The sequence below is a fragment of the Collinsella aerofaciens genome (genome assembly GCF_039062365.1).
In the GTDB taxonomy this organism is placed as follows: domain Bacteria; phylum Actinomycetota; class Coriobacteriia; order Coriobacteriales; family Coriobacteriaceae; genus Collinsella.
In genome coordinates, this window is the sequence record NZ_JBCJBI010000003.1 from 88,218 (window position 1) to 114,762 (window position 26,545).

General features: G+C 61.2%; 24 protein-coding genes. 23 read left to right on the forward strand and 1 reads right to left on the reverse strand.

What is annotated here, in order from left to right; translation table 11 throughout:
- Positions 1-7: 7 nt before the first annotated feature.
- The 23 genes from trmD (at position 8) to ABCN01_RS02610 (ending at position 25,525) form a co-directional block, all read left to right on the forward strand.
- The gene (gene trmD / locus ABCN01_RS02500; protein WP_342996344.1) at positions 8-766 is read left to right on the forward strand and encodes a tRNA (guanosine(37)-N1)-methyltransferase TrmD; all 759 of its coding nucleotides are present in this window, start codon (positions 8-10) and stop codon (positions 764-766) included.
- A 2-nt stretch (positions 767-768) separates the two neighbouring features.
- Positions 769-1,332, forward strand: a complete 564-nt coding sequence (lepB, locus tag ABCN01_RS02505; RefSeq protein ID WP_342996343.1) for a signal peptidase I — start codon at positions 769-771, stop codon at positions 1,330-1,332.
- A 59-nt stretch (positions 1,333-1,391) separates the two neighbouring features.
- Positions 1,392-2,303 (forward strand): glycine--tRNA ligase subunit alpha, encoded by a 912-nt coding sequence (locus ABCN01_RS02510; RefSeq protein ID WP_006236091.1) that lies wholly within the window; start codon positions 1,392-1,394, stop codon positions 2,301-2,303.
- Between the two features lie 3 nt (positions 2,304-2,306).
- On the forward strand, positions 2,307-4,403 hold the full coding sequence (glyS, locus tag ABCN01_RS02515; RefSeq protein ID WP_342996342.1) for a glycine--tRNA ligase subunit beta: 2,097 nt from the start codon (positions 2,307-2,309) through the stop codon (positions 4,401-4,403).
- A gap of 34 nt (positions 4,404-4,437) precedes the next feature.
- Positions 4,438-5,313, forward strand: a complete 876-nt coding sequence (locus ABCN01_RS02520; RefSeq protein ID WP_342996340.1) for a pyruvate, water dikinase regulatory protein — start codon at positions 4,438-4,440, stop codon at positions 5,311-5,313.
- A 296-nt stretch (positions 5,314-5,609) separates the two neighbouring features.
- The gene (gene ppdK / locus ABCN01_RS02525) at positions 5,610-8,360 is read left to right on the forward strand and encodes a pyruvate, phosphate dikinase (RefSeq protein ID WP_342996338.1); all 2,751 of its coding nucleotides are present in this window, start codon (positions 5,610-5,612) and stop codon (positions 8,358-8,360) included.
- A 209-nt stretch (positions 8,361-8,569) separates the two neighbouring features.
- Positions 8,570-8,911, forward strand: a complete 342-nt coding sequence (rplS, locus tag ABCN01_RS02530) for a 50S ribosomal protein L19 (protein ID WP_006236098.1) — start codon at positions 8,570-8,572, stop codon at positions 8,909-8,911.
- A 93-nt stretch (positions 8,912-9,004) separates the two neighbouring features.
- Complete coding sequence (locus ABCN01_RS02535; RefSeq protein WP_342996337.1) at positions 9,005-9,793, forward strand: ribonuclease HII; 789 nt, start codon at positions 9,005-9,007, stop codon at positions 9,791-9,793.
- Positions 9,794-9,982: 189 nt separating this feature from the next.
- Positions 9,983-10,468, forward strand: a complete 486-nt coding sequence (locus ABCN01_RS02540; protein WP_006236100.1) for a YraN family protein — start codon at positions 9,983-9,985, stop codon at positions 10,466-10,468.
- Positions 10,468-11,991: a YifB family Mg chelatase-like AAA ATPase gene (locus ABCN01_RS02545; protein WP_342996336.1), complete on the forward strand. Its 1,524-nt coding sequence runs from the start codon at positions 10,468-10,470 to the stop codon at positions 11,989-11,991. Before ABCN01_RS02540 ends, ABCN01_RS02545 begins: the two co-directional genes overlap by 1 nt.
- Entirely contained in the window at positions 11,988-12,923 is a 936-nt protein-coding gene (locus tag ABCN01_RS02550; protein ID WP_342996335.1) for a DNA-processing protein DprA, read from the forward strand. Before ABCN01_RS02545 ends, ABCN01_RS02550 begins: the two co-directional genes overlap by 4 nt.
- A gap of 14 nt (positions 12,924-12,937) precedes the next feature.
- Positions 12,938-14,275 (forward strand): methylenetetrahydrofolate--tRNA-(uracil(54)-C(5))-methyltransferase (FADH(2)-oxidizing) TrmFO, encoded by a 1,338-nt coding sequence (gene trmFO, locus ABCN01_RS02555; protein ID WP_342996334.1) that lies wholly within the window; start codon positions 12,938-12,940, stop codon positions 14,273-14,275.
- Between the two features lie 8 nt (positions 14,276-14,283).
- Positions 14,284-15,192, forward strand: a complete 909-nt coding sequence (locus tag ABCN01_RS02560) for a tyrosine recombinase (protein WP_192934391.1) — start codon at positions 14,284-14,286, stop codon at positions 15,190-15,192.
- A 219-nt stretch (positions 15,193-15,411) separates the two neighbouring features.
- Positions 15,412-16,140, forward strand: a complete 729-nt coding sequence (gene rpsB / locus ABCN01_RS02565; protein WP_006236109.1) for a 30S ribosomal protein S2 — start codon at positions 15,412-15,414, stop codon at positions 16,138-16,140.
- 45 nt (positions 16,141-16,185) lie between these two features.
- Positions 16,186-17,055 carry a translation elongation factor Ts gene (tsf, locus tag ABCN01_RS02570; protein ID WP_022094736.1) on the forward strand — a complete coding sequence of 290 codons (870 nt, stop codon included), beginning with the start codon at positions 16,186-16,188 and terminating at the stop codon, positions 17,053-17,055.
- 118 nt (positions 17,056-17,173) lie between these two features.
- Positions 17,174-17,896: a UMP kinase gene (pyrH, locus tag ABCN01_RS02575; RefSeq protein ID WP_035138557.1), complete on the forward strand. Its 723-nt coding sequence runs from the start codon at positions 17,174-17,176 to the stop codon at positions 17,894-17,896.
- 2 nt (positions 17,897-17,898) lie between these two features.
- Complete coding sequence (frr, locus tag ABCN01_RS02580) at positions 17,899-18,435, forward strand: ribosome recycling factor (RefSeq protein WP_006236112.1); 537 nt, start codon at positions 17,899-17,901, stop codon at positions 18,433-18,435.
- 1 nt (position 18,436) lies between these two features.
- Positions 18,437-19,231 carry an undecaprenyl pyrophosphate synthase gene (locus ABCN01_RS02585; protein WP_055285137.1) on the forward strand — a complete coding sequence of 265 codons (795 nt, stop codon included), beginning with the start codon at positions 18,437-18,439 and terminating at the stop codon, positions 19,229-19,231.
- Between the two features lie 2 nt (positions 19,232-19,233).
- Positions 19,234-20,133, forward strand: a complete 900-nt coding sequence (locus ABCN01_RS02590; RefSeq protein ID WP_342996332.1) for a phosphatidate cytidylyltransferase — start codon at positions 19,234-19,236, stop codon at positions 20,131-20,133.
- Positions 20,133-21,320 (forward strand): 1-deoxy-D-xylulose-5-phosphate reductoisomerase, encoded by a 1,188-nt coding sequence (gene dxr, locus ABCN01_RS02595; RefSeq protein ID WP_161115623.1) that lies wholly within the window; start codon positions 20,133-20,135, stop codon positions 21,318-21,320. Before ABCN01_RS02590 ends, dxr begins: the two co-directional genes overlap by 1 nt.
- A 25-nt stretch (positions 21,321-21,345) precedes the next feature.
- Positions 21,346-22,707: a M50 family metallopeptidase gene (locus ABCN01_RS02600; protein ID WP_342996331.1), complete on the forward strand. Its 1,362-nt coding sequence runs from the start codon at positions 21,346-21,348 to the stop codon at positions 22,705-22,707.
- A gap of 13 nt (positions 22,708-22,720) precedes the next feature.
- The gene (gene ispG, locus ABCN01_RS02605; RefSeq protein WP_343014178.1) at positions 22,721-23,803 is read left to right on the forward strand and encodes a flavodoxin-dependent (E)-4-hydroxy-3-methylbut-2-enyl-diphosphate synthase; all 1,083 of its coding nucleotides are present in this window, start codon (positions 22,721-22,723) and stop codon (positions 23,801-23,803) included.
- Positions 23,804-23,815: 12 nt separating this feature from the next.
- On the forward strand, positions 23,816-25,525 hold the full coding sequence (locus ABCN01_RS02610) for a proline--tRNA ligase (RefSeq protein WP_342996397.1): 1,710 nt from the start codon (positions 23,816-23,818) through the stop codon (positions 25,523-25,525).
- Between the two features lie 178 nt (positions 25,526-25,703).
- Here ABCN01_RS02610 and ABCN01_RS02615 read toward each other — a convergent pair whose 3' ends face one another.
- The gene (locus tag ABCN01_RS02615) at positions 25,704-26,468 is read right to left on the reverse strand and encodes an aminoglycoside phosphotransferase family protein (RefSeq protein ID WP_035138543.1); all 765 of its coding nucleotides are present in this window, start codon (positions 26,466-26,468) and stop codon (positions 25,704-25,706) included.
- Positions 26,469-26,545: the final 77 nt, after the last annotated feature.

Below are 26,545 nucleotides of genomic sequence, written 5' to 3' on the forward strand. Positions count from 1 at the left end.
GGACAACATGCTGATTGAGACCCTTTCGGTCTTTCCCGAGATGTTTGAGCCCGTCATGTCCACGTCGATTTTGGGCCGCGCCCGCAAGGCCGGCCTTTTTGATTTTAAGGCGTATAACCTGCGCGACTGGACGCACGACCGCCATCGTACCGTCGATGACGAGCCGTACGGCGGCGGGCAGGGCATGCTCATGAAGGTCGAGCCTATCGCCGAGGCCATCGAGGCCATTAGCGCAGAGGGTCCCAAGCCCACTGTGGTGTTCTTTACCCCCTGTGGCGAGCCTTTTACGCAGCATGTGGCCGAGCGCCTGCTCAAAAGTGAGCGCCTGCTGTTTGTGTGCAGTCGCTACGAGGGCGTCGACGAGCGCGCGTATGCGTATGCCGATGAGCGTCTGTCGATCGGCGACTATGTGCTCACGGGCGGCGAACTTCCCGCTATGGTCGTTACCGATGCCGTCGTACGCCTGATTCCCGGCGCCCTGGGCGACGAGATGAGCAACGTCGACGAGTCGTTCTCGACCGCCGAGGACGGAGGCCTGCTCGAGTACGCGCAGTACACCCGTCCCGCCGAGTTCAACGGCGAGGGCGTGCCGCCGGTGCTTGTGAGCGGCGATCACGCCAAGGTCGATGCCTGGCGTCGCAAGAACGCCATCGAGCGCACCTGCCGCTGGCGTCCCGATCTGATCGAGACAGCGCGGCTCACGCCCGAGGAGCGCGCTTACGCGCAGGAGATTTTGGACGCTTCGTATTCGCAGAGCGAGGAGTGAGAATGGTTCCATCGCAGCATTCCGCGTTGAGGGGCGCTTTTGAGTGGATCGCGGTCATCGCGATCGCGCTTGTGGCCACGTTCCTGATCCGTACCTTTGTGGTCGAGCCCTTTGTGGTGCCCACCGGCTCCATGGAGTCCACGATCGAGATTGGCGACCAGATCCTGGCACAAAAGGTGAGCCTCGAGCTCGGTCAGCCCGTCAAGCAGGGCGATATCGTGGTGTTTCACAACCCCGATGGCACCTCCGAGCATGATGTTCTTGTCAAGCGTGTTATTGCCACGGCCGGCCAGACGGTCGACCTGCAGGATGGCAAGGTGGTCGTTGACGGCCAAGCGCTCGACGAGGACTATACGACGGGCATGAGCTGGCCGCTTTCGGTCCAAGCGCCCGGTGCTCAGGTGAGCTATCCCTACACCGTTCCCGACGGGTGCGTGTGGGTGATGGGCGACAACCGCGAAAACTCTGCCGACTCACGCTACTTTGGTCCCGTCGACCGCTCCGAATTGATCGCTGTGGCACTCGTTCGCTACTGGCCGCTCAACCGCATCGGCGCTATCGACTAAAAACCGCTATAGTACAGTACCTAACCGTGTAATCGTTTCGACGAGGGGATATTAGAGGCATGAACGCTTCATCGCTTTCCTTCCAAGACATCATCCTGCGCCTCCAGCAGTACTGGGGCGAGCAGGGCTGCGTCATTATGCAGCCCTATGACTCCGAGGTCGGTGCCGGTACCTTCCATACCGCGACCACGCTGCGCTCGCTCGGTCCCGCCGAGTGGCGCACCTGCTATGCGCAGCCTTGCCGCCGTCCCGCCGACGGCCGCTACGGCGAGAACCCCAACCGCATGCAGCACTACTATCAGTTCCAGGTGCTCATCAAGCCCTCACCGGTCAACGCCCAGGAGCTTTACCTGGGGTCTCTTGCCGCTATCGGTCTGGACCCCAACGACCATGACGTCCGCTTTGTCGAGGACGACTGGGAGAGCCCGACGCTCGGCGCCTGGGGCCTTGGCTGGGAGGTCTGGCTCAACGGCATGGAGGTCACGCAGTTTACGTACTTCCAGCAGGTAGGCGGCATCGAGGTCGACCCCGTACCCGTCGAGATCACCTATGGCCTAGAGCGCATTGCCATGTATGCGCAGGGCGTTAACTCGGTCTACGACTTGGTGTGGAGCTACCTGCCCGACGGCACGCCCATGACCTATGGCGACGTGTTCCTCGAGAACGAGCGCGAGTTCAGTGCCTATAACTTTGAGGTCGCAAACGTCGAGATGATGCGTCAGAAGTTTGATGACTACGAGGCCGAGTGCCATTCCTGCCTGGAGCGCAAGCTGCCGCTGCCGGCATATGACTGCGTCATGAAGTGCAGCCACGCTTTCAACCTGCTCGATGCCCGCGGCGCCCTGTCCGCGGTCGAGCGTGCCAACTACATCCTGCGCGTCCGCGCCGTCGCCAAGGCGTGCTGCGAGGCCTACATGGCCGAGGTCGCCGGAGTCAACGAGAATGCCGACCAGGAAGGCGAGGTGGCGTAAGCCATGGCAGACGCTAAGGATTTCCTGTTTGAGATCGGTACGGAGGAAATGCCCTCCGCACCGCTGAACAATGCCGTCAAGCAGCTTGGCACCATGATCGCCAAGGGTCTCGACGAGGCCGGTCTGGCTCACGGCGAGGTCCGCGTGATCTCGAGCCCGCGTCGTCTTGCCGCGCTCGTGGCTAATGTCGCCACCGCGACCGATGAGGTTCACGAGGTCAAGCGCGGTCCCGCGGCAAACATTGCCTTTGATGCCGACGGCAACGCCACTAAGGCCGCCCAGGGCTTTGCCCGCAAGTGCGGTGTGGCTGCCGAGGATCTGGTCCGTCGCGAGGACACCGACGGTCGCGAGTATGTGTTCGCCGAGAAGAACATTCCCTCCGCACCGGCTACCCCGATCCTGACGGCCCTGTGCGAGAAGACCATCGCCGGCCTGCAGTGGCCCAACTACCGCTCCCAGCGCTGGGGCCACGAGCACGCGACGTTCGTGCGTCCTGTCCGCTGGATCTGCTGCCTTTTGGGCGAGGATGTTGTGCCCGTGTCGTTTGCTGACGTGACGAGTGGCAACATCACGCGCGGTCATCGCGTACTTGGCCCTGGCGACCATGTGGTTGCCAGCCCCGCTGTTTACGAGCAGGTGCTCGAGGACGCCGGTGTGCTTTCTGCCGAGCGTCGTCGTGAGGCCATCCTCGCCGGTATCGCCGAGGTCGAGGCTGCCCGTCCCGGCTGCCATGTCGATACGCCCAAGAAGGTCTTTGAGGAGGTCATTAACCTCTGCGAGTGGCCGACGGTGCTCGTCGGTACCTTCGATGAGGAGTTTCTCAATGTCCCGCACGAGATTATCTGCGAGTCCATGCTCACCAACCAGCGCTACTTCCCGATCTATGACGGCGAGGGCAAGCTCACGCGTGAGTTCGTGGTCGTTTCCAACAGCAAGCCCGAGAATGCCGAGCGCGTGATTGACGGCAACGAGCGCGTCGTGCGCGCCCGTCTGGACGACGCCAAGTTCTTCTACGAGGAGGACCTGAAGATCTCCCTCGACGAGTTCCGCGAGCGTCTGGCCAAGGTCGCCTTCCAGGAGAAGCTCGGTAGCGTGCTCGCCAAGTCCGAGCGTATTGAGCAGCTCGCGCTCGCCATCGCCCGCGAGGCCCATCTGGGTGCCCACCTTGCCGCCGATGCCGCTCGCGCCGCTCACCTGTGCAAGGCCGACCTGGTATCGAACGCCGTCGTTGAGTTCACGAGCCAGCAGGGCGTGATGGGCGGTTATTACGCCTCCGCGATGGGGGAGAACGACGAGGTCGCCCACGCCATTCGCGATCATTATCGTCCCCGCTTCGCCGGCGATGAGCTGCCCGAGGGCACCGCTGGCTGCATCGTGGCCTGTGCCGACAAGCTCGATACCATCGCCGGTATTTTTGCCATCGGCGAGCCCCCGACCGGCTCTTCGGACCCCTACGCGCTGCGTCGTGCCGCTATCGGCATCATCAATATCCTGCGCGACCGTCTGCCGATCGACCCCACGTCGCTTATCGACTTCGCCCTCGAGCTCTATGGCGAGCAGGGCATTGAGTTCGACGCCGCCGAGGTCGCCCAGCAGGTTCGTGACTTCTTCCATGGCCGCCTGGTGAGCATGGCCCGCGACGAAAAGATCCCGGCCGATACCGTTGCCGCCGTCTCTGCAGTGCACATCATCGCCCCGTCCGTCTTCTTCGCCCGCTGCGCCGCCCTCGACGAGGCCCGCAAGAACGACGCTGAGACGTTCGACAACCTGGCGACCGCCTATGCCCGCGCCGCGCACATCTCCAAGCCCGAGCTGGGTGCGAAGTACGACCGCAGCCTGATGGGCGAGGCCGAGCTCGCGCTTGCCGACGCCTCCGAGGCTGCTCAGACCGCTGTAGATGCCGCCCTTGCTGCCGAGGACTACCCGGCCGCATTTGCCGCCCTCGCCGCCCTGCGTGCTCCCATTGACCGCTTCTTCGACGAGGTTATGGTCATGGACAAGGACGAGCAGCTCCGCGATAATCGCCTTAAGCTGCTCAACCGCTTCGAGGCCGTTTTCTCCGGCATCGCCAACATCGGTGAGCTTGCCCGCAAAAAGTAAGCCAGCCTGCGCATAAGCGCAAAAGGAGCCCCGCATGGATTGCCCGGTCACCGCTCGTCCCACCGTCATCGTTATCTCCGACTCGCTCGGTGATACCGCTTGTGAGGTGGTGCTTGCGGCGTCCGGGCAATTTGATGAAGGGGCTTTTCGCGTTTTGCGCCTGCCCAAGGTGACCTCCGTGGAGCAGGTCAAGTCATTTGTGGGGCCGCGTGTCGATGCGGACCATCGCGATATCGCCGTGTTCCACACCATTGTCGATCCGGCGCTTCGCGCCCGCGTGCTCGATTACCTGGGTATGCTGCATATCCGTTCGGTCGACCTGATCGGCCCGACGCTCGCCGTGCTGTCGTCGCTCATCGGTGTGTCGCCAAAGGGCGTCGCGGGCGTGATTCACAAGACTGATGACCGCTATTTCCATCGTATCGAGGCCATGGAGTATTTCGTTGAGCACGATGATGGACGCGGCTGCGACGACCTTTCGGGAGCCGATATCGTGCTGCTGGGCGTATCCCGCACGTCCAAGACGCCGCTGTCGATGTATTTGGCCTATCAGGGTTACAAGGTTGCCAATGTTCCGTTGGCCCATGGCATGGAGCCGCCGAAGTCGATTTACGAGGTTGACCCGACGCGCCTGTTCGGCCTGATTTCGACCGTCGACGTTATTTCTGAGATTCGCGATAGCCGCTTGGGCGATGATTACGCCCGTGCCGTTGCCGGCTCCTATGCCGAGCCCGAGAGTGTGCGCAGCGAGCTCGAGGAAGCCCGTGCCCTCATGAAGCGCCTAGGCTGCTTTGTGGTGCGTACCGATGGCAAGGCGATCGAGGAGAGTGCCTCCGAGATCATTAGCCACTTGGAGGAAATCCAAGAAGTCCGCGCCCGCCGCGCCGCCCGCCGAGCCCAGCAAAGCTAGCTCATTGGGGTAGCTAAAATGCCCGTCTATATAAGACTAGCTAAAAATAATGCACGATATTGGTAAAGCGATTTAGCAAGAAACTGGCATTTGACCTCTAAGCTTCCTGCATTGGTATCTTCATAAGGTAACCACCTTTACCTACCGTTTACCGCCACATTTACCACGTTTACCAAACCCCGCGCCCTCTACGCAAGCCCGCTCAATGCCCGCCGTATAGTACCCTCACGGCCCGCATCCGGCGGGTCGATTCGTCACCACGGTCGTGCGCGAGAGTGCATGGAAGGGGAAGTATCGTGAGCGATTGCAAGAGGGTTTACCGTTTTGGAACCGACGCCCAGGGCGCCTGTGTCACCGAGGGCGACAAGTCCATGAACTTCGTGCTTGGCGGCAAGGGCGCTAACCTTGCCGAGATGAGCCGTATCGGCCTGCCGGTTCCCGGTGGCTTTACTATTACCTGCCAGACTTGCGTCGAGTACTCCGGTGCCGGCAACGTGTGGCCCGAGGGCGCACTCGATGAGATCGTTGCCGCCGAGGCCGATCTCGAGGCCCGCTGCGGCAAAAAGCTCGGCGACGCCTCCGACCCGCTGCTCGTGTCGGTTCGTTCGGGCGCTCCGTTCTCCATGCCCGGCATGATGGACACGGTCCTCAACTTGGGTCTCAACGACGACTCCGTTCAGGGTCTCATCGCCCAGACGCAAAACCCGCGTTTTGCCTGGGATAGCTACCGCCGCTTTATCCAGATGTTCTCCAACGTCGTTATGGGCGTCGACGCCGACCTGTTCGAGAACGCGCTGACCCAGGCACGCCTGGTCGCTGGCGTCCGCATCGACTCCGAGCTTTCGGCCGAGGACCTGCAGGAACTCGTCGAGACCTTTAAGGGCATCTTCTCCGAGAACGTCGATGCCTCCCTGTATCCCGAGCTCGAGGTCGCTGACGGCAAGCCCGTTTTCCCGCACGACCCGGAGCTTCAGCTACGCCTTGCAATCCAGGCCGTCTTTGGCAGCTGGATGAACGAGCGCGCCTGCATCTACCGCAAGCAGCATGGCATTTCCGACGACCTCGGCACCGCCGTCAACGTGCAGGCCATGGCCTTTGGCAACAAGGGCGAGACCTCTGCGACGGGCGTCGCCTTTACGCGTAATCCGGCCGACGGCACCAAGGAGTTCTACGGTGACTTTTTGGTTAATGCCCAGGGCGAGGACGTCGTCGCCGGTATCCGCAACACCGAGCCTATCGCCGACCTCAAGACCACCCCGGGCCTCGAGTCTGCAGGTGAGGAGCTCGAGCGCGTGTTCCTGACGCTCGAGGATCATTACCGCGATATGTGCGATATCGAGTTCACCATCGAGCAGGGCAAGCTCTGGATGCTCCAGACCCGCGTGGGCAAGCGTACCGCCACCGCCGCCCTGCGCATCGCCATCGAAATGGTCGAGGAAGGCCTGATCACCCGCGAAGAGGCCGTGAGCCGCATCGATCCCGCGCAACTCGACCAGCTCCTTCACCCGCAGTTTGACGCCTCCAAGAAGTACGAGGCTCTCGCCAGTGGTCTTAATGCCAGCCCCGGTGCCGCCGTGGGCGAGGTCGTGTTCTCGAGCGACGACGCTGTCGCGCGTTCCGCCGAGGGTCACAAGGTCATTCTGGTTCGTTGGGAGACCAACCCCGACGACCTGAAGGGCATGGTCGCCGCCGAGGGCATCCTGACCAGCCACGGTGGCAAGACGAGCCATGCCGCCGTTATCGCCCGCGGCATGGGTACGCCCTGCGTCTGCGGCGTTGAGCGCTTCCACATCGACGCCGCCGAGAAGGTCGTGCGCATCGAGGGCAGCGACCGCGTATTGCACGAGGGCGATGTCATCTCCATCGACGGCACCCAGGGCATCGTCGTCGACGGTCCCGTCGACCTGGTCTCCGCCGAGCTTACTGGCGACCTGGACACCATCCTGTCCTGGGCCGACGAGATTCGCCTGGACGAGACCGGTGGCCATGCCAACCATGTGCGCGTTAATGCCGACAACCCCGAGGATGCCGCGCTCGCGCTCGAGTTTGGCGCCGAGGCCATCGGCCTGTGCCGCACCGAGCACATGTTCCTGGGCGACCGCAAGAACATCATCCAGAGCTTTATCCTGTCCGATGATGAAGCCGTGAAGCAGCAGGCCCTGGCCGACCTGCTCAAGGTTCAGACCGAGGACTTCCTGGCGATGTTCAAGACCATGTCCGGTCGCGATGTGGTCGTCCGCCTGCTCGATCCGCCGCTTCATGAGTTCCTGGATAATCCTCGCGACCTCGAGGTCGCCGTCACCAAGAAGGAAGCCGCCGGCGCCAGCGAGGAAGAGCTTGCAGCCATGCGCGCCCGCCTGCGTCGTATCGACGGCATGGTCGAGTCCAACCCGATGCTCGGCCTACGCGGCGTGCGCCTGTCCGTCGTCTTTAGCGATCTGCCGCTCATGCAGGTCCGCGCCGTCGCCACGGCTGCCGCTCGCCTCATCAAGGAGGGCGTCGATCCGCGTCCCGAGATCATGGTTCCGCTCGTCTCCATCACGGCCGAGCATGTTCAGACCCGCGAGGTTATCGAGCGCGTGATCGCCGAGGTTTCCGCCGAGGAAGGCGTCGAGCTCAACATTCCCGTGGGCACGATGCTCGAGCTGCCGCGCGCCTGCATGGTCGCTGACGAGATCGCCCATCACGCAGACTTCTTCTGCTTTGGCACCAACGACCTCACGCAGACGACCTTCGGTTTCTCGCGTGACGATGCCGAGGCCAAGTTCATCCCGCTGTACATGCACAAGAAGATCTTGAAGGACAATCCCTTCGAGACCATCGACACGGCAGTACTCGAACTGGTGCGCATGGCTGTCGAGAAGGGCCGCGCCACCAACCCCGACATGCACTTTGGCGTGTGCGGCGAGCACGGTGGCGACCCCAAGTCCATCAAGGGCCTGTTTAACGTGGCCGACGTGGACTACGTGTCCTGCTCGCCCTATCGCGTGCCCCTTGCACGCCTGGCTGCCGCTCAGGCCAAGCTCGAGACCAAGCGTTTCGCCTAACGTTTTGGGTTTAGACGCCTAGCGTAGCCCCCCTCATGCCGTCCGTCTCATTCGTGAGGCGGGCGGCTATCATGTGCGGGTTTTGTCTTTTTGTCTGCGTAAAAAATTGTTCTTGCAGCAGAAACCCGCGCGTGTATACTCGAATACGTTTGTTCAACTACGTGCCGGCCAAGGTGGTACGGCACCTCTAGAAGAGTAAGGAATTGCACATGGATTACATCCGCGCAATCGAGCGTCAGCAGATCCGCGAGGACATTCCTCAGGTTCGCGTCGCCGACAACGTCAAGGTTCACTACCGCATTAAGGAAGGCGACCGCGAGCGCATCCAGGTCTTCCAGGGCGACGTCATCCGCATGGCCGGCGCCGGTGCCCGCGAGACCTTCACCGTCCGCAAGATGTCCTTCGGTGTCGGTGTTGAGCGTACCTTCCCGCTTCACAGCCCCAAGATCGCCAAGCTCGAGGTCGTTCGTCATGGTCGCGTCCGTCGCGCCAAGCTGTACTACCTCCGCGACAAGGTGGGCAAGGCTGCTCGCATCCCCGAGAAGCGCTAAGAAGATCGCAGCGTCTGTCCACTCGTTTGGACACAAGGGTCACCTTCGGGTGGCCCTTCTTTTTATCTGATTTGCATGCAAGGAGGCCCCGATATGGCCAACATGACGAGCTCGGTTTCGGCTTCGCAGGTTGCCGGCGAGCTGGCGAGCGCCACGTTTGAGGAGATTCCCGCCCTCGTGGAGCATTATCGCGAGGACCCGCGTCAGCAGGTGATCAAGGCTTGTGAGCGTGCTCTTAAGCGCCATGCCAAGGAACTTGCCGAGCGCGAGCGCGTCAACGGCATGTACGAGCTGATGCGCGAGCTCGGTGGGGATGGCGTGGTCGTGGGCGTCGACGAGGTGGGTCGCGGCTCGGTGGCCGGTCCTTTGACGGTATGCGCCGTTTGCCTTCCTATGGAGCCGCGCGTCTGGGGCATCAACGATTCCAAAAAGCTCACGCCCGCGCGCCGCGAGCTGCTCTCTGTGAAGATCGCCGAGGTGGCGACGGCGATCGGTTTTTGCCATATCGCGCCTAAGGATATCGATGAGATGGGCATGGCCCGTGCTATCCGTACCGCCGTTGCGGGCGCCGTGGCCGATACGGGGCTCGAGCCCGACTGCGTCCTCATGGATGGCAACCCCTTGGGCGCCGTTCCCAACGAGCGCGATGTGGTGAAGGGCGATGCCAAGATCGCCTGCATCGCCGCGGCGTCCATCATGGCCAAGGTCACGCGTGACGAGATGATGGTCGAGTACGACGCCGAGTACCCCGAGTACCATCTGGCCGAGTCGAAGGGCTATGCGAGCCCCGTGCACATCGAGGCCATTCGCAAACATGGACTTTGTCCGCTGCACCGCGTGAGCTTTTGCGGAAACTTTCTGCAGACTGAGCGCCTTTTCTAGGTCAATTGTGGAGACAGGGACCTCTGGGGTTTTATAAACCTGCTGGTAGCGGGCCGTATGCAACAGCATTGCTGCGTACGGCCCGTTTTTTGTCGGCATTTGGTCAGCTTTTGGTTTGCTTCCGGTACTTACCCGCATGAAAGGTGCCCTCATCATCGGGGCAATGCAGTGTGCGGGAAAGGAGACCCCATGAGTGCCGCAAGCAAAAAGAGCAAGACGCAGCAGCTCAAGGAGCGTTGGGAAAACGGCGAGCTCGACTGCGGGGCGATGACGCCCGAGTTTATCAAGGGACTCAGTCCCCGCGAGCTGGGCATGCTGGGCGAGCTGATCACCATCGACTACTTTAACGAGCGCGGCTACACCTTGCTGGAGCAGGGTTATCGTTGCACCGAGGGCGAGGCCGATCTGGTGCTGCTCGATGAGCTCGACGATGTCGTGGTGATGGCCGAGGTCAAGACCAGACGCGTCGCACTGGATTGCAACACGCGGGTCTTTCCCGAGGAGGCCGTGGACGCCCAAAAGCAACGCCGCTACCGCCGCATCGCAAGCTGCTATCTTATGGAGCATTATCCGCTCAAGGCGATTCGCTTCGATGCCGTGGGTGTCACAATTCGCGGCGGGCATATCGCCGAGATCGAGCATCAGTACAACGCGTTCGATTGGCAGGTTTCGTGATGGCGTTCGAGACGTTTGCCGTTCACGCGGCCTGCATTCGTGGCGTCGAGGCGATTCACGTCACGGTCGAGGTCTCGCTTGCCGGTGGCGTTCCGGGCATTCAGATGCTCGGTATTCCGAGTATGGAGGTGATGGAGTCACGCGGTCGTATTCGCTGCGCGATGCGCTCGGCCGGCTTTGAGATCCCACGCTCGGGCATTACGGTCAATCTGGCGCCCGGCGATATTCGCAAGACTGGAAGTGGCTTTGATCTGCCCATCGCCATCGCGGTTCTGGCGGCCGATGGTCAGATTCCCTGCGACAACCTCGATCGTTGTCTTATCGCTGGTGAGCTTGGCTTGGACGGTACGGTGCTTCCTGTCAAGGGCGAGGTAGCGTTTCAGCTATTGGCTCGCGACATGGGGCTGTCTTTTATCGCCGGCAGGTCCGACCAGCATGTGCCACTCGCGGGCGTGGATTGCGGCTTTATCGATCATTTGTCTCAGCTTGCTCATGGTATGGGCGATGCCGCGCGGCACTACTTGGATTCCGAGGGCGTCGAGGCGACCTTTGAGCCAGAGCTCGACTATGCCGACGTGCTGGGGCAGGAAGTCGCTAAACGCGGCATGGCGCTTGCGGCGGCAGGAGAACTCGGCTTGCTCATGATCGGGTCTCCGGGATCGGGCAAGACGATGCTCGCACGCCGTATGACCGGCATCCTACCCGAGCTTTCCGTTGAGGATCAGCAGGAGGCACTGTGCATCCATTCGGTTTTGGGTGAGAACATTGATGGCTTGTTGGCGGGGCACCGCCCCTTCCGCAGTCCCCACCACAGTATTTCGACCGCAGGCCTTATCGGCGGTGGGCGCCCGGTGCACCCGGGTGAGATCAGCCTTGCTCATGGCGGCGTGCTCTTTTTGGACGAGCTTGCCGAGTTTCCCACGGGCGTGCTGCAGACGCTGCGTCAGCCCATCGAGCGCGGCTACGTGAGGATCGTACGCGTCGACGGGGCTTTTTCCTTCCCGTCGCGCTTTCAGCTGCTGGCTGCGAGCAATCCCTGCCCCTGCGGCTTTTTGGGCGATCGCGAGGTGCCGTGTCGCTGCTCGGCGGCGATGGTCGAGCGCTATCGGTCTAAACTGCGCGGTCCTTTGGCCGACCGTATCGACATGATGATTGATGTGACCCGTCCCGACCCTCAAGTGATTATCGAGGGTGCGGAGGGCATGTCGTCGGCCGAGTTACGTGACTACGTTGTGCGCGGTCGCGCCTTTCGCGCTTGGCGCGAATCCCGCATGGACGATGCGGATGCCGAGGCCGAGGATGACGAGACACGGTCCATTGACGGCGTCGTTTCGACCTTTGAGCTCGATGATGCGGCGGAGAAGTGTGTGCTCGGCCTGTCGAAGCGCACGCATCTCACAGGGCGTGGCATCGTGCGCCTTGTTCGCATTGCGCGCACGATCGCAGATGTCGCCGAGAGCGAGCAGGTGACGCAGGACCACGTGCTCGAGGCGGCGATGTACCAGGGAAGGAGGGACCAATGATGGTTGAGGGGACCTTCGAGCTGCATCCAGGTGACGCGTTGTATCCCGAGACCGTTTTGGAGCTTTCTGATGTACCTCAGACGCTCTATGTGCGCGGCAACCCCGAGGCGCTTTCGACGCCCGCGCTCTCCATCATCGGTGCGCGAAAGGCCTCGCCGTATGGTCTTGCCGTGGCAGAGCTTGCGGCGAAGGTGGCGGTTGAGGCGGGAGTGACGGTAGTTTCGGGCGGTGCGGTCGGTTGTGACCAGGCCTCGGGTTGGGCTGCGGTCAACGCCGGCGGCAAACACGTTGTGGTGCTGGGGACGGGCGCCGACGTGGTCTACCCGCGTTCGAGCGCGGGGCTGATTACGCGCACGCTTGATACGGGTGGCGCGGTCGTGTCGATCTCTCCGTGGGGCATGGGTCCGCGCAAGTTCGCCTTTCCGCGCCGCAATCGCGTAATCGCGGCCCTGTCGCAAGCCCTCTTTGTATCCGAGGCGGGTATGCCTTCTGGGACGTTTTCCACAGCCGAGGCTGCTATGGATTTGGGGCGCGAACTTCTTGCCGTGCCGGGGTCGATCCTATCGCCCGAGTCGCGTGGCACGAATTACCTCATTGCGAACGGTGCCTGCTGCATCATCGACGAGGAATCTATCGAGATGGCTATCTCACGCATCTACGGCACCCTGCGCTACTCGCGCCCCGATGCTCCCGGCATTGCCGACCTGAATCCAACGCAGCAGACCGTGATGCATGCGCTCATCGCCTCTCCACTCAAGGTCGACGACATTGCGGCGCTCGTCTCGCTCGATGCTGTCGGCGTACTCAAACTCTTGGGTTCGCTTGAACTCGAGGGCCTTATCGAGCGCATGATGGATGGAAGGTATGCGCCCTCCAAGTTTGCCCTTCACGCCCAGACACCCTTCGGTCACAATGGAAAACGTGTCAATTAGAAAGGTGTTTGCAGATGCAGTTCGATCAGGTGACGGTTATCGGTGGCGGTCTGGCGGGTTCGGAGTGCGCGATCCAGCTTGCAGACCGCGGGTTTGCCGTAAAGCTGTGCGAGATGCGCCCCCAGGTGAGCTCCCCGGCCCACCATACCGATCATCTGGCAGAGCTCGTCTGCTCCAATTCGTTTAAGTCGACCCGTCCGGATTCCGCGGCTGGTTTGCTGAAAGCTGAGCTTGAGCGCATGGGTTCAGTCCTGCTCGATTGCGCCCATCGCGCGGCTGTTCCCGCCGGTGGCGCCTTGGCGGTCGACCGCGTCAAGTTTTCCGAGCTTGTCGAGGCCGAGGTTGCCGCTCGTCCCAATATCGAGGTCGTGCACGGCGAGGTCACGCAGATTCCCGAGGGTCACGTGGTCATTGCCGCGGGCCCGCTGTGTTCACCGGCGCTGAGCGAAGAGGTCATGAAGCTCGTCGGTGGCGACGCCCTTGCGTTCTTCGATGCCGCGGCGCCGATCGTCGATGCCTCCACGCTCGATATGGACGTGCTGTTCTCGCAGTCGCGCTACGAGGAGCAGGGGAGCGGCGACTATCTCAACGCTCCGCTCAACAAGGAGGAGTACGAGGCCTTTATCGAGGCGCTTACCACGGCCGACCGCGTGGTGCTCAAAGACTTTGAGGGCGGCGATCTGTTCCAGGCCTGCCAGCCTGCCGAGGAAGTTGCGCGCACCGGCAAGGACGCCATTCGCTTTGGCGCCATGAAGCCCGTCGGCCTCACCGACCCGCGTACCGGACGTCGCCCCTGGGCGGCGATTCAGCTGCGTGCCGAGAACAAGGAGAAGACCGCCTATAACCTGGTGGGCTTCCAGACCAACTTGACCTTTGGCGAGCAGAAGCGCGTCTTCCATATGGTGCCGGGCCTGGAGAACGCTGAGTTCTTCCGCTACGGTGTCATGCACCGCAATACCTTTGTCGACGCCCCGCACGTGCTCGATGGCACCTTTGCCGTGCCCGGTACCGGCGTGCGTCTGGCCGGTCAGATCACCGGTACCGAGGGATACATGGAAGCCGTGGCGACAGGTCTGCTCGCGGCGCTCAACACCTATGCCGAGGCTATCGGTGCCGCGGGCGTCGAGTTGCCGCGTGTGGGTGCCCTGGGTGCGCTCGTGGGCTACGCGACCGATCCTGCCACCGTGGGCTATCAGCCTATACATGTCAACTTTGGCCTGGTGCCGCCGCTCGAGGACGGTAAGCGCCGCAGCAAGCGCGACCGCTATCAGGCCTATGCGGACCGTGCGCTCGAGGCCCTCGATGCCTACTTGGCCACGCGTTCCGACTTGTTTGGAGGCGACCGGTCATAGCCTTTGACCTGTACGACACCGTCGACTCGTTTATCGCCTATATCGCACGCGTCGAGGGACTTTCTCCCAACACGGTGACGGCCTATGGCTCGAGGCTGGAGCGCTTCGCTGCCTGGTGCGAGCGCGAGGATATCGATGCTTTCGCTGCCGACGTGCGCACCATTCGTCGCTATCTTGCCGAGCTTTCGCGTGAGCAGGTGGCTCCCCGAACGCTTGCGGCGCACCTGTCGGCTATTCGATCTCTCTATCGCTGGATGGCTGCCGAGGGGATTGTCGAGGGCGATGCGGTCTCGGCGATCGCATCGCCCAAGCTGCCGCGTGACCTGCCGGGTGTCCTTACGACCCAGCAGGTTGAGGCGCTGCTCAAGACGCCTGATACCTCGACGCCCGCGGGACTGCGCGATGCGGCGATGCTTGAGTTGCTCTATGCCTCGGGTGCCCGCATCTCAGAGCTTGCGGCGCTCAATGTGGAATCCATCTCATGGTCCGAGCGCACGCTGCGCCTGTGGGGCAAGGGAAGCAAGGAGCGCATCGTTCCTCTGTATCGTCGTGCGCTCGATGTGACGCGTCTCTATATTGAAGAGGGGAGGCCGGAGTTGCTCGCTCGGGCAAAGCGCCGCGACCTCGCTACCGGGCCGCATCCGCTGCTTATATCGGCGCGCGGCAATCGCATGAGCGCCGCGATGCTCCGGCGGCGGTTCCATACGCTGGCGACGCTCGCCGGCATTCCGGCTGACATCGCCCCGCATGCGATGCGCCATACCTTTGCGACCGACTTGCTCGAGGGCGGTGCGGACCTGCGCTCGGTTCAAGAGCTGCTAGGTCATGCGAGCCTGTCCACGACGCAGATCTACACGCATCTCACACCCGATCGGCTTAAGCGGGCTGTGGCTCAAGCCCATCCCCGCGGCGAATAGTGGCTGGGACGTCCCGCGCCGCACTCAGGTGTGTGGTTTTGATTGCGGGTTGGCAGGAAGAGGCATTCCTGCTATCATTCATCGGGTTGCTTCACGGCAACATGTTTTTATCACGCACGCGCGGCTACTTCATACCGTGGTGCCCGGGCTTTGGTAGCACATGTCCGGGTTGGTTTTGGAGGATGACCCCGCGCGGAGGCAAACCACAGGAGGTTTAACATGGCTACCAAGATTAATATCCGCACCCTGCTCGAGGCCGGCTGCCACTTCGGTCACCAGACCCGTCGCTGGAACCCCAAGATGAAGCCGTTCATCTTCGGTGAGCGCAACGGCATCTACATCCTCGACCTCAAGCAGACCATCCTCGACGCCGACCAGGCCTACACCTTCGTCAAGAACGTCGCCAAGGGTGGCAACGTGCTGTTCGTCGGCACCAAGAAGCAGGCTCAGGAGGCCGTCAAGAACGCTGCTGAGCGCGCCAACATGCCTTACATCAACCAGCGTTGGCTCGGCGGTATGCTGACCAACTTCGTCACCATCCGCTCCCGCATCAACCGCATGGAGGAGCTCGAGGCCATGGTCGAGGACGGCCGCATGGCTGTTCTGCCCAAGAAGGAGCAGGCTGTTCTCGGCAAGGAGCTCACCAAGCTCCAGACCAACCTCGGTGGCGCCCGCGACATGAAGGGTCTGCCCCAGGCTCTCTTCGTCATCGACACCAAGCGCGAGGAGAACGCCATCAAGGAGGCTCAGCGCCTGAACATCCCCGTCGTCGCTCTGATCGACACCAACTCCGATCCCGACGAGGTCGAGTACGGCATCCCCTGCAACGATGACGCTATCTCCGCTGTCACCCTTATGTGCGAGCTCATGGCTGACGCCTGCCTCGCTGGCTCCGGCAAGGAGCAGGTCTCCGAGGCCGAGATGGCCGCTGAGCCCAAGGCCGAGTAAATCAGTCTTAGTTAATTCTTTTTCATCTCTTTGAAAGGAACCACAATGGCCCAGATTACCGCCGCTATGGTCAAGCAGCTCCGCGAGATGACCGACTCCCCGATGATGGAGTGCAAGAAGGCTCTCGTCGAGGCTGACGGCGACATGGACGCCGCTGTCGACGTTCTGCGTAAGAACGGCCTTGCCAAGGCTGCCAAGAAGGCTGGCCGTGAGACCAACGAGGGCGCTGTCGCCGCGTTCGTCTCCGAGGATGGCAAGACCGGCGCTCTGCTCGAGCTCTCCTGCGAGACCGACTTCGTTGGCTCCAACGCCAAGTTCACTGGCTTTGCTTCCAAGGTCGCTGAGGTTGTCGCTACCACCGAGCCTGCTGACGTCGACGCTCTGCTCGAGAAGCCGATGGGCGAGGAGACCGTTTCCTCCGAGCTCACCGAGATGATTCACATCATGGGCGAGAACATGAAGATCTCCCGCTTCGCTGCCCGCAAGGCCGAGAACGGCGCGCTCGCTTCTTACATCCACATGGGTGGTAAGATCGGCGTCCTCGTCGAGTTCGCCTTCGAGAAGGCCGAGACCGCTCAGGCTGAGTCCTTCAAGACCTTCGCTCACGACGTTGCCCTTCAGGTTGCCGCCGTCGCCCCGATCTGCGCTACCCGCGATCAGGTTCCGGCCGAGACCGTCGAGCACGAGAAGCAGATCTACATGGCCCAGGCTGCCGAGTCCGGCAAGCCCGAGGCTATTCAGGAGAAGATGGCTGTCGGCCGTCTGGAGAAGTTCTACAAGCAGTCCGTGCTCACCGAGCAGGAGTTCATCAAGGACAGCTCCCTCACCATCAAGAAGTACGCTGAGCAGGTCTCCAAGGAGCTCGGCGACACCATTACCGTCGTTGCCTTTGACCGTCTGGTCCGTGGCGAATAAATAAGCTCTTGTAGCTGGTAATGAGCAGGCTGTGGGTTTTACTCGCAGCCTGCTTTTTCATGGCTCTTATCAGAGCCTTTGATAGAATGTTGAGAGTTCAATCTAAAGGAGGATCGCTTTGTCCGACATCCGATATAAACGCGTGCTTCTTAAGCTTTCCGGCGAAGCGCTGATGGGCGACGGCCAATATGGCATCGACCCCAAGGTTACCGACCATCTTGCTAAGCAGGTCAAGGAGCTGCTCGCCGTTGGCCATGAGGTCGGCGTCGTTGTCGGCGGCGGCAATATTTTCCGCGGCATGGCTGGCGCTGCCGGTGGCATGGAGCGTGCTCAGGCCGACTACATGGGCATGCTGGCAACCGTTATGAACGCGCTCGCCCTGCAGGATGCCTTCGAGCATAACGATGTTCCCTGCCGCGTGATGAGCGCTATCCAGATGAACGAGATCTGCGAGCCCTATATTCGCCGTCGCGCCATCAACCACCTTTCCAAGGGCAACGTCGTTATTTTTGCCGCCGGTTCGGGCAATCCGTACTTTACGACCGACACCGCCGCGGCTCTTCGTGCGTGCGAGATCGGCGCCGAGATTCTGATTAAAGCCACCAAGGTTGACGGCATCTACGATAAGGATCCCGTCAAGTGCGCCGACGCCGTCCGTTTTGACAAGATTACCTATCACGAGGTTCTCGTCCGCGGTCTGCAGGTTATGGATTCCACGGCTACGGCACTGTGCCAGGACAACCGTATGCCGATTTTGGTCCTCAACATCGATGGCGAGGACACCGTCAAGCGCGCGCTTTCGGGTGAGCCCGTCGGCACGCTCGTCTATCAGGAGGATTAAGCATGGCAGAGAACATCACCGCCCATATGGACAAGTCGCTCGAGTCCCTCAAGCATAACTTCTCCAAGGTCCGTACCGGCCGCGCCAATGCCAACATTCTGTCCGACATCACCGTCGATTATTACGGTGTTCCCACGCCGGTCACGCAGGTTGCCGCCGTCAAGACCCCCGAGGCCCACATGCTGCTCATCGAGCCATGGGACAAGGCGCTCATCAACGCTATCGTCAAGGCCATCGGCGCTTCCGATCTGGGTATTACCCCCAACTCCGATGGCACCGTCGTTCGTCTGCCGTTCCCGGCTCCCACCGAGGAGCGCCGTCGCGAGCTCGTCAAGGAGTGCCGCGAGTACGCCGAGCAGGCCAAGGTGTCTATCCGTAACATCCGTCGCGACTTCAACAACAAGCTCGAGCGCGATGAGGAGCTCACCGAGGACGATGTCCGTCGCGAGCAGGCTAAGGTCCAGAAGCACACCGATGAGTATGTCGCCAAGGTCGAGGAGCTTCTGAAGGAAAAAGAAGCCGAGGTCATGGAGATCTAAGGTGCAATACGACGAGCATAAACTGGTCGAGTACTTTGCCGACGCCCCTGCGGGCGTCGGTTTTTCCGACCTTGACCTCAATAACATTCCGCACCATATCTCGTGCATCATGGACGGCAACGGTCGTTGGGCCACGTCGCGCGGTCTTGCACGCACCGAGGGCCACAAGGCGGGTATCGTCTCGCTGCGCGAGATCATTACCGCCTGCGTGCGCCTGGGCGTCGACGTGCTTTCGGCCTATGCGTTTTCTACCGAAAACTGGAACCGCCCGCAGCATGAGGTCAACGTCTTGATGCACCTGTTTGCCAAGACGTTCATCGACGAGTTGCCGCTTCTGAAGCGCGAAAACGTGCGCGTTGTCTTTTTGGGTGATATTTCCGCGCTGCCCAAGAAGACCCGCGACGTTTTTGAACGCGGTCTTGCCGAGTGCGCCGATCACACCGGTATGACGCTGGCGCTTGCTGTCAACTACGGCGCGCGTGCCGAGATTACCCGCGCTGTCCGTCAGATCGCGCTCGACGTTGCCGCCGGTAAGATTGATCCTGCCGCAATTGATGACGACATGGTGGCTTCTCACCTTTATACCGCCGGTCTTCCCGATCCTGAGCTTGTGATTCGCACCTCTGGTGAGCTGCGCCTTTCGAACTATCTGCTGTGGCAGGTGGCTTATTCCGAGTTCTACGTCACCGATACCTATTGGCCCGACTTTGATCGTTGGGGCCTTGTCGACGCCATTTTGGCCTATCAGGGCCGTGACCGTAGGTTTGGTGGTCTGAGCAAGACCGAGGAGGCTTAATCGTGTCCGATCGTCCCAAGGCAATTGCTCCCAAGACATCTGAGCGCAAGGCTGTCGCTGCGGGAGCGCCCGCAGCGAAGAATGGCACCGGTTCGTGGCTTGCCGGCTTTATCACCCGTGCCGCCGCCGGTATCGTCTATGCCGTTGTCTTTATCCTGTGCCTGGTTTTGGGTATTGTGCCCACGGCCATCTTTGTTTCTGTCATGAGCGGCCTGTGCTGCTATGAGTTTTTCCGTATGACAAGGCTCGATGGCAAGATGGCTAACGAGCGCATGGGTATCGCTGCCGCCGTACTCTTTCCGCTGTCGGCGTTGGGCGATTCGATGTTGCTGAATGCCCTGCTTTTTGCCCTGATGCTCGCTGTGGGCATTTGGTATGTTTGGTCGCCGCGTACCCGCATCTCTGATGTGGCCGTGACGCTCATGGGTCCCATCTACACTGGCTTTATGCTGTCGGCTATCGTGCTGCTGCGCGATGCCGTGCCCGGTTTTGCCGGCGCCCTGCTTTCGGTGGGCGTTTGCGCGTCCCTTTGGGTCTCCGATTCGTTTGCCTACATCGTGGGTAGCCGTATCGGCAAGCACAAGATGGTTCCCAAGATCTCTCCCAAAAAGAGCTGGGAGGGGTTTGTCGGCGGCATCCTGGGCTCGGTTTTGATTTGGCTCATCCTGTGGGCGACGCACTTCTACAAGCTCAGCCTGCCCTATGCGCTGCTGTGCGGCGTGGTCGTGTCCGTCCTGGGCGTTATCGGAGACCTCATCGAGTCGCGCATCAAGCGCGGTGTGGGCGTTAAGGATTCCGGTAACCTTATCCCGGGCCACGGCGGCATGCTCGATCGTAGCGATTCGCTTATCTTTGGCTGCGTTACCGCGCAGCTGCTTTTGATGATCGGAGGCGTGCTGTAATGTCCTTCCAGACGACGTATGGCCCCGATGGACGTCTCCGTGTTGCCATCCTGGGTTGTACGGGCTCTATCGGCACCCAGGCGCTCGATGTGTGCCGCCAGCATGCCGATCGCCTGCAGGTGACGGCGCTGTCCGTTAACTCCAGTACCTCCGAGCTCGTTGCCGCTGCCCGCGAGTTCTCGGTTCCAGCGGTTGCCGTGGCCGATGTCGCTCATGGCGATGACGCCGTGCTGCAGGAGTTGCCCGAGGGAACGAAGCTCGGCGTTGGCGCGCAGGCGGTTTGCGAGCTCGCGCGTCGCGACGATGTCGACTGCGTGCTCGTCGCTATTGTGGGCGCCGCCGGTCTCGAGGCGAGCCATGCGGCCTTGACCTCGAATAAGCGTCTTGCCCTTGCCAACAAGGAGTCCCTCGTCGTCGGCGGCGACTTGCTTATGCCGTTGGCGCAACCGGGCCAGCTTATTCCAGTCGACTCTGAGCACTCCGCCATCTACCAGTGCTATCTGGGGGAGAACCCACGCGAGGCTCATTGTATTTGGCTCACCTGCTCGGGCGGTCCGTTCTTTGGCCGCACCCGCGACGAGCTCGACCGCGTGACGCGTGCCGATGCCCTCGCACATCCCACGTGGGCCATGGGTGCCAAGATCACCATCGACTCCGCCACCCTCATGAACAAGGGCCTGGAGCGCATTGAGGCCATGCATCTGTTTAACTGCGACCTCGATTTCATTAACGTGGTCGTGCAGCGTCAGTCCAAGATTCACTCTATGGTCGAGTTCGCCGACGGCTCCGTGATGGCGCATCTCGGTGCTTCCGACATGCGTATTCCCATCCAGTTCGCGTTCTCGTATCCCGAGCGTTGGGATACCCCGGCGCCTCGTATCGATTTCCGCGAGCTGGGGCAGCTCACGTTTGATGCTGCCGACATGGATACCTTCCGCTGTCTGGCACTGGCCGAACGTGCCGGCAAGACGGGTGGCACCATGCCGTGCGTGCTCAATGCCGCCAACGAGGTCGCCGTCGATGCCTTCCTGAACGATGGCTGCAGCTTTACCGATATCGATCGCATTGTGGAATCCTGCATGGATTCCCACGATATGCAGGCGGTCGATTCGTTTGAGCAGCTTCGCGACATCGATGCATGGGCGCGTGAAAAGGCTGCGCAGGTGCTCGCCGCAACCCGTTCCTAACCCATAAGGATTGCTTTTTCGTTTTATGGATACTGTTCTGAGCGTTCTCTCATCGGTCTTTTGGGGCCTGCTGATGCTTTCCGTCCTTGTGTTTTTGCACGAGGGCGGCCACTTTTTGGCGGCGCGTGCCTGCGGCGTCCGCGTGACCGAGTTCTTTTTGGGCCTGCCGTGTCGCTTTGACATCCATTACACGTCACGTCGCATTGGAACCAAGTTTGGCGTGACCCCGCTGCTGCTGGGTGGCTACGCTGCCATCTGCGGTATGGATCCGACCGACGTCTCGTGCGCCGATCGCGTGCTCGCGGCTATCTATCGTCATGGTCGCGTGACCGTGGCCGACCTTGCCGCCGAGCTCGAGCTATCCGAGGAGGTTGTGCTCGAGGCATGCGCCTTGCTCTTGGGTTGGGGCTCTATCGCGCCTTGGTATGAGGAAGGGGAGAAGCCCTCGCCGAGCTACTATCCCGCCAAGTATCAGACGCTGCCACGAGATGCGGCGGGTTACACCACCTTTGACGGCCGCCGTTTCGATCGAGAGCATGCGACTACCGAGGGCGATGTGTGGGAGCTGCCGTGCGGCGAAGCCGAGTTCCTTGCGCAAGAGCGTTCGCATACCTATCTGGGCCAGGGTTTTCTCAAGCGCGCCTTTATGCTGCTCGCGGGCATTCTCGTCAATATCCTGACGGGCTTTTTGCTGCTTATGAGCATCTACTCTATTGCGGGTGTCACCGTGCCGATGGATACCAACGTGATCGGTCAGGTTGACGAGGGGTCTATTGCCGCCAAGGCGGGTATCGAGGGCGGCGACGCGATCCTTTCGGTTGACGGAGTATCGTGCTCTACCTGGATGGACGTTTACGATGCCATCGGCAAGGCCGCCGGTAAGGACGATATCGCCATTGAGTATGAGCGCGACGGCAAGCAGCATTCGACCTCGGTTGCGCTCAAAGAGGACGAGCGCCTAGGTGTGTATGCCTCTACGCAGGTGGTCCGTTTAGACCCCATCACGTCGGCTCGCCTTTCGTTCTCCTATGTCGTGCAGACAGCGGAGGGCGTGATGCGCCTGCTCCAGCCGCAGCATACGATGGAGATTCTCGATCAGTCTTCTTCGATCGTGGGCATTAGCGTTATGTCCTCACAGGCTGCTGCTGCCGGCCCTGCCACGTTCCTTTCGTTTGCCGCCCTCATTTCGTTCTCGCTTGGCTTTATGAACCTGCTGCCCATCCCACCACTCGATGGCGGCAAGCTGGTCATCGAGATCATTCAAAAGATTGCTGGCCGCGAGCTTCCGCTCAAGGTCCAGACGATTGTGAGCTATGTGGGCATCGCGCTCTTTGCGCTGCTGTTTGTCTATATGCTTCGTACCGACGTCCTTCGATTTATCCTGTAGGGGAGTGTTTGGATTGTCTTTATCCCATCCTTTGCCTCGCGAGTTGACGCGCCCCGTGCATGTGGGCGGTGTGCAGATCGGTGGCGGCGCGCCGGTGGTGGTCCAATCCATGACCTGCACCGATACCGCTGACGCCCAGGCAACGCTTGCGCAAGTGTGCGCGTTGGCGCAGGCTGGCTGCGATATCGTGCGTGTGAGCGTGCCCACCGAGGCCGCGCTTGAGGGTTTCCGCATCATCTGTGCCGAGTCTCCGGTGCCGATCGTCGCCGATATTCACTTTAACCATAAGCTCGCCATCGGCGCCGTCGAGGCTGGTGCCGCCAAGCTTCGCATCAATCCCGGCAATATCGGCGATTGGGCTAAGGTCGACGCGGTGATTGATGCTGCGGGTGCTGCGGGCTGTGCGATTCGTATCGGCGTCAATGCCGGTTCGCTTGAGCAGGATATCGCCGAGCGCGATGACCTCACGCAGCCCGAAAAGCTCGTGATGTCGAGCGAGCGCTTTGTGCGGCACTTTGAGGATCGTGGGTTTACCAACATAGTGCTTTCCGCCAAGGCCCATAGCGTACAGACGACGCTCGATACCTATCGAGCCCTGTCGCGTGAGATTCCCCACGTTCCGCTTCACCTGGGCGTGACGGAGGCGGGGACCAAGCTCCAGGGCACCATCAAGAGCTCTGTAGGCTTGGGTATCTTGCTTTCCGAAGGCATTGGCGACACCATGCGTGTGTCGCTCACAGCCGATCCGGTTGAGGAGCCGCCGGTTGCCTGGGGTATTCTGCAGTCGTTGGGCCTGCGTCGCCGTGGCCCCGAGATTGTCTCGTGCCCCACATGCGCCCGCTGCCAGGTTAACCTTATTCCCATTGCCGAGGAGGTTACCGAGCGGCTTAAGAACTACTCCGCGCCGCTTTCGATCGCTGTGATGGGATGTGCCGTTAATGGCCCCGGCGAGGCTTCTGATGCCGATCTGGGCGTTGCTTGCGGACGTGGTCAGGCCTTGCTCTTTTCGCATGGCCAGATCATTGGTAAAGTAGCTGAGGACCAAATTGTCGACGCGCTTATGGCCGAGGTCGACAAGCTTATTGAGGAGAAATAAATGACCCGAGCAATGTATATGTCTAAGCTTTATGCGCCGACGCTTAAAGAGGATCCGGCGGACGCTGAGCTCGCCAGCCACCGTCTGCTGCTCCGTGCCGGCATGATCCGCAAGGAGGCCGCCGGTCTATATTCCTACCTGCCGCTTGCTTGGCGCTCGATTCGCAAGATCGAGAACATCGTGCGCGACGAGATGGACGCCGCCGGCGCCCAGGAGCTTATGATGCCTATCATGGTCGACGCCGAGTTGTGGCGCGAGTCCGGCCGCATCGACGCCTATGGTAAGGAGCTTGTGCGCTTTGACGACCGTCATGGTCGCGAGTTCGTCCTGGGCCCCACGCACGAGGAGACCGTCACGGCCTTGGTGCGCAACGAGCTGCGCTCCTATAAGCAGCTGCCCGTCAACCTGTACCACATTCAGGACAAGTTCCGCGACGAGTTCCGCCCCCGCTTTGGCCTGATGCGCGGTCGCGAGTTCATCATGAAGGACGCCTACAGCTTCTCCGCCACGCAGGAGAGCCTGCAGGAGGAGTACGACAAGATGAAGCAGGCCTACGCTAACATCTGCGAGCGCTGCTATATCAAGGCCCTGCCCGTTGTTGCCGACTCCGGTGAGATCGGTGGCGATACCTCCGTCGAGTACATGGCTTTGGCTGACGCCGGCGAGGCTTCGCTCGTCTACTGCGACGATTGCGGCTTCGCTGCCGACGATGAGGCCGCAAGCACCAAGGTCGTTGTGACCGAGGGTCCTGGCGACGGTACGCTTACCAAGGTCGAGACTCCGGGCATGGGTACCATCGAGGCCGTTGCAAAGTTCTTCGGCTTCCCCGAGAACGGTACGCGCAAGTCGCTGGCACTCATCGACGCCGAGGGTAAGCCCGTCGTGGCCATTGTTCCGGGCGACCACGAGCTCAACGATTGCAAGGCCGAGCATGTCTTTGGCAAGGGTTATCGCATGATGACCGACGAGGAGCTTCAGGCGAACGGTCTGCACAAGGGCTTTATCGGGCCGGTTAATCTGCCCGAGGGCATTCGTCTGGTCTGCGACGAGAGCCTGCGTGAGTCCAAGCAGTGGGCCTGCGGCGCCAATGAGGTCGACTATCACTTTACCGGTGCCTGCCCCGAGCGCGACTTTACCGTTGACGAGTGGGCCGACCTGGTTACCGTTGTCGCCGGCGATCCCTGCCCGCACTGCGGCAAGCCGCTCTCCGCAGCCCGCGGCATCGAGGTCTCTCAGGTCTTCCAGCTGGGCACCAAGTATTCCGAGGCCATGGGTGCCACCTTTATGGACGAGGACGGCAAGGAGAAGCCGCTCATCATGGGTTGCTATGGCGTGGGCGTGTCCCGCTCGCTCGCTGCGGTCGTGGAGCAGCACAACGACGAGCATGGCATTGTCTGGCCGGTCTCCGTTGCCCCGTACGAGGTCGCGGTGATTCCGCTCGATCCCAAGAAGGAGGAGTGCGCTACCGTCTGCGAGCAGATCGTTGATGGCCTGTGCGCCGAGGGTATCGAGGTCGTCGTCGACGACCGCGACGAGCGTCCCGGCTTTAAGTTTGCCGACAACGACCTTATGGGCTTCCCGTATCAGGTCGTTCTGGGTAAGCGTGGCCTTAAGAATGGCACCGTTGAGCTCAAGGACCGTGCCACGGGTGAGCGCGAGGATGTGGCGATCGACGAGGTCGTCGCCAAGGTCGCCGAGCTTGTGAAGGCAGCACGCCGTTAATCGACGATTTCGCTTGTAGTTCGATAGACGGGACGGCCCCGCATTTCTCCAGATCGGGGAGATGCGGGGCCGTCCTTTTATCTTGTGGCATCCTCGATATCTAAAAGGAAAACCCCATAGCCCATGAGAGCTGCGGGGTTTTCCTTGTGCCTCCGATGCGAAATAAATCGCTCAGATATTACTGATAATCGACGACGTCGATCCAGTTCTTCAGGAACTCATCGTTCACGTTGCGCTTACGAGCGAGCTCGGAAGCGGCGACGATGCTCGTCCACTGACGCACGACCTGCATGGGCATGTCGGCGCGGTCGCAGTAGAGCTCCAGGTAGGCCTCGGCCTGATCCTTGCTGTTGAGGGCAAAGAGCAGGTAGGTGGTGGCAACGTCGGCAGCAGGGGAGCCCTGGGTGGCGTGTGCCCAGTCGCACACATAGAGCTGGCCGTCGTCGCCGACGATGACGTTGGAGGGGTTGAAGTCGCCGTGGCAGACCTTGAACTCCTTGGTCATGCCGTCCAGACGCTCCTGAAGGTTGTAGCGCGTGGTGGCATTGAGCTGATCAAGGCTGTCGATCATGCGGGCGTACTTGTCGCGCTGACGGTTGAGCAGCGGGGAGGTGTAGCCGTGGATCTCGATCTGGAGGTCGACGAACATCTCGAGGTACTCACCAAAGCGCTGGGGCTCGGCAGTCATCTTCTCGGCAAGGGTGGTGCCCGGAACCTTCTCGGTCACGAGCGCCCAGCCGTTGGCGTTCTCGAGCTGGGAAACCTCGAGAGCCTTGGGGCTGCGGATGCCGCACTCATTGATGCGGGCAAGATTCAAAGCCTCGTTGAACACGTCGGAGACAGGCTTGGTCTCGTTAAAGACCTTAACGATCTTGTCGCCCAGGTCGTAAACGACCTTGTTGCCACGGCGGACGAGCTCGGTCTTGGAATCGGGTAGCAGCATGGTTGCATCCTTTCAACGATGCGATAGAAGCGACGGCGGGGGTGTGTGAAACACCCGTGCACCCCCGCCGTTAAAAA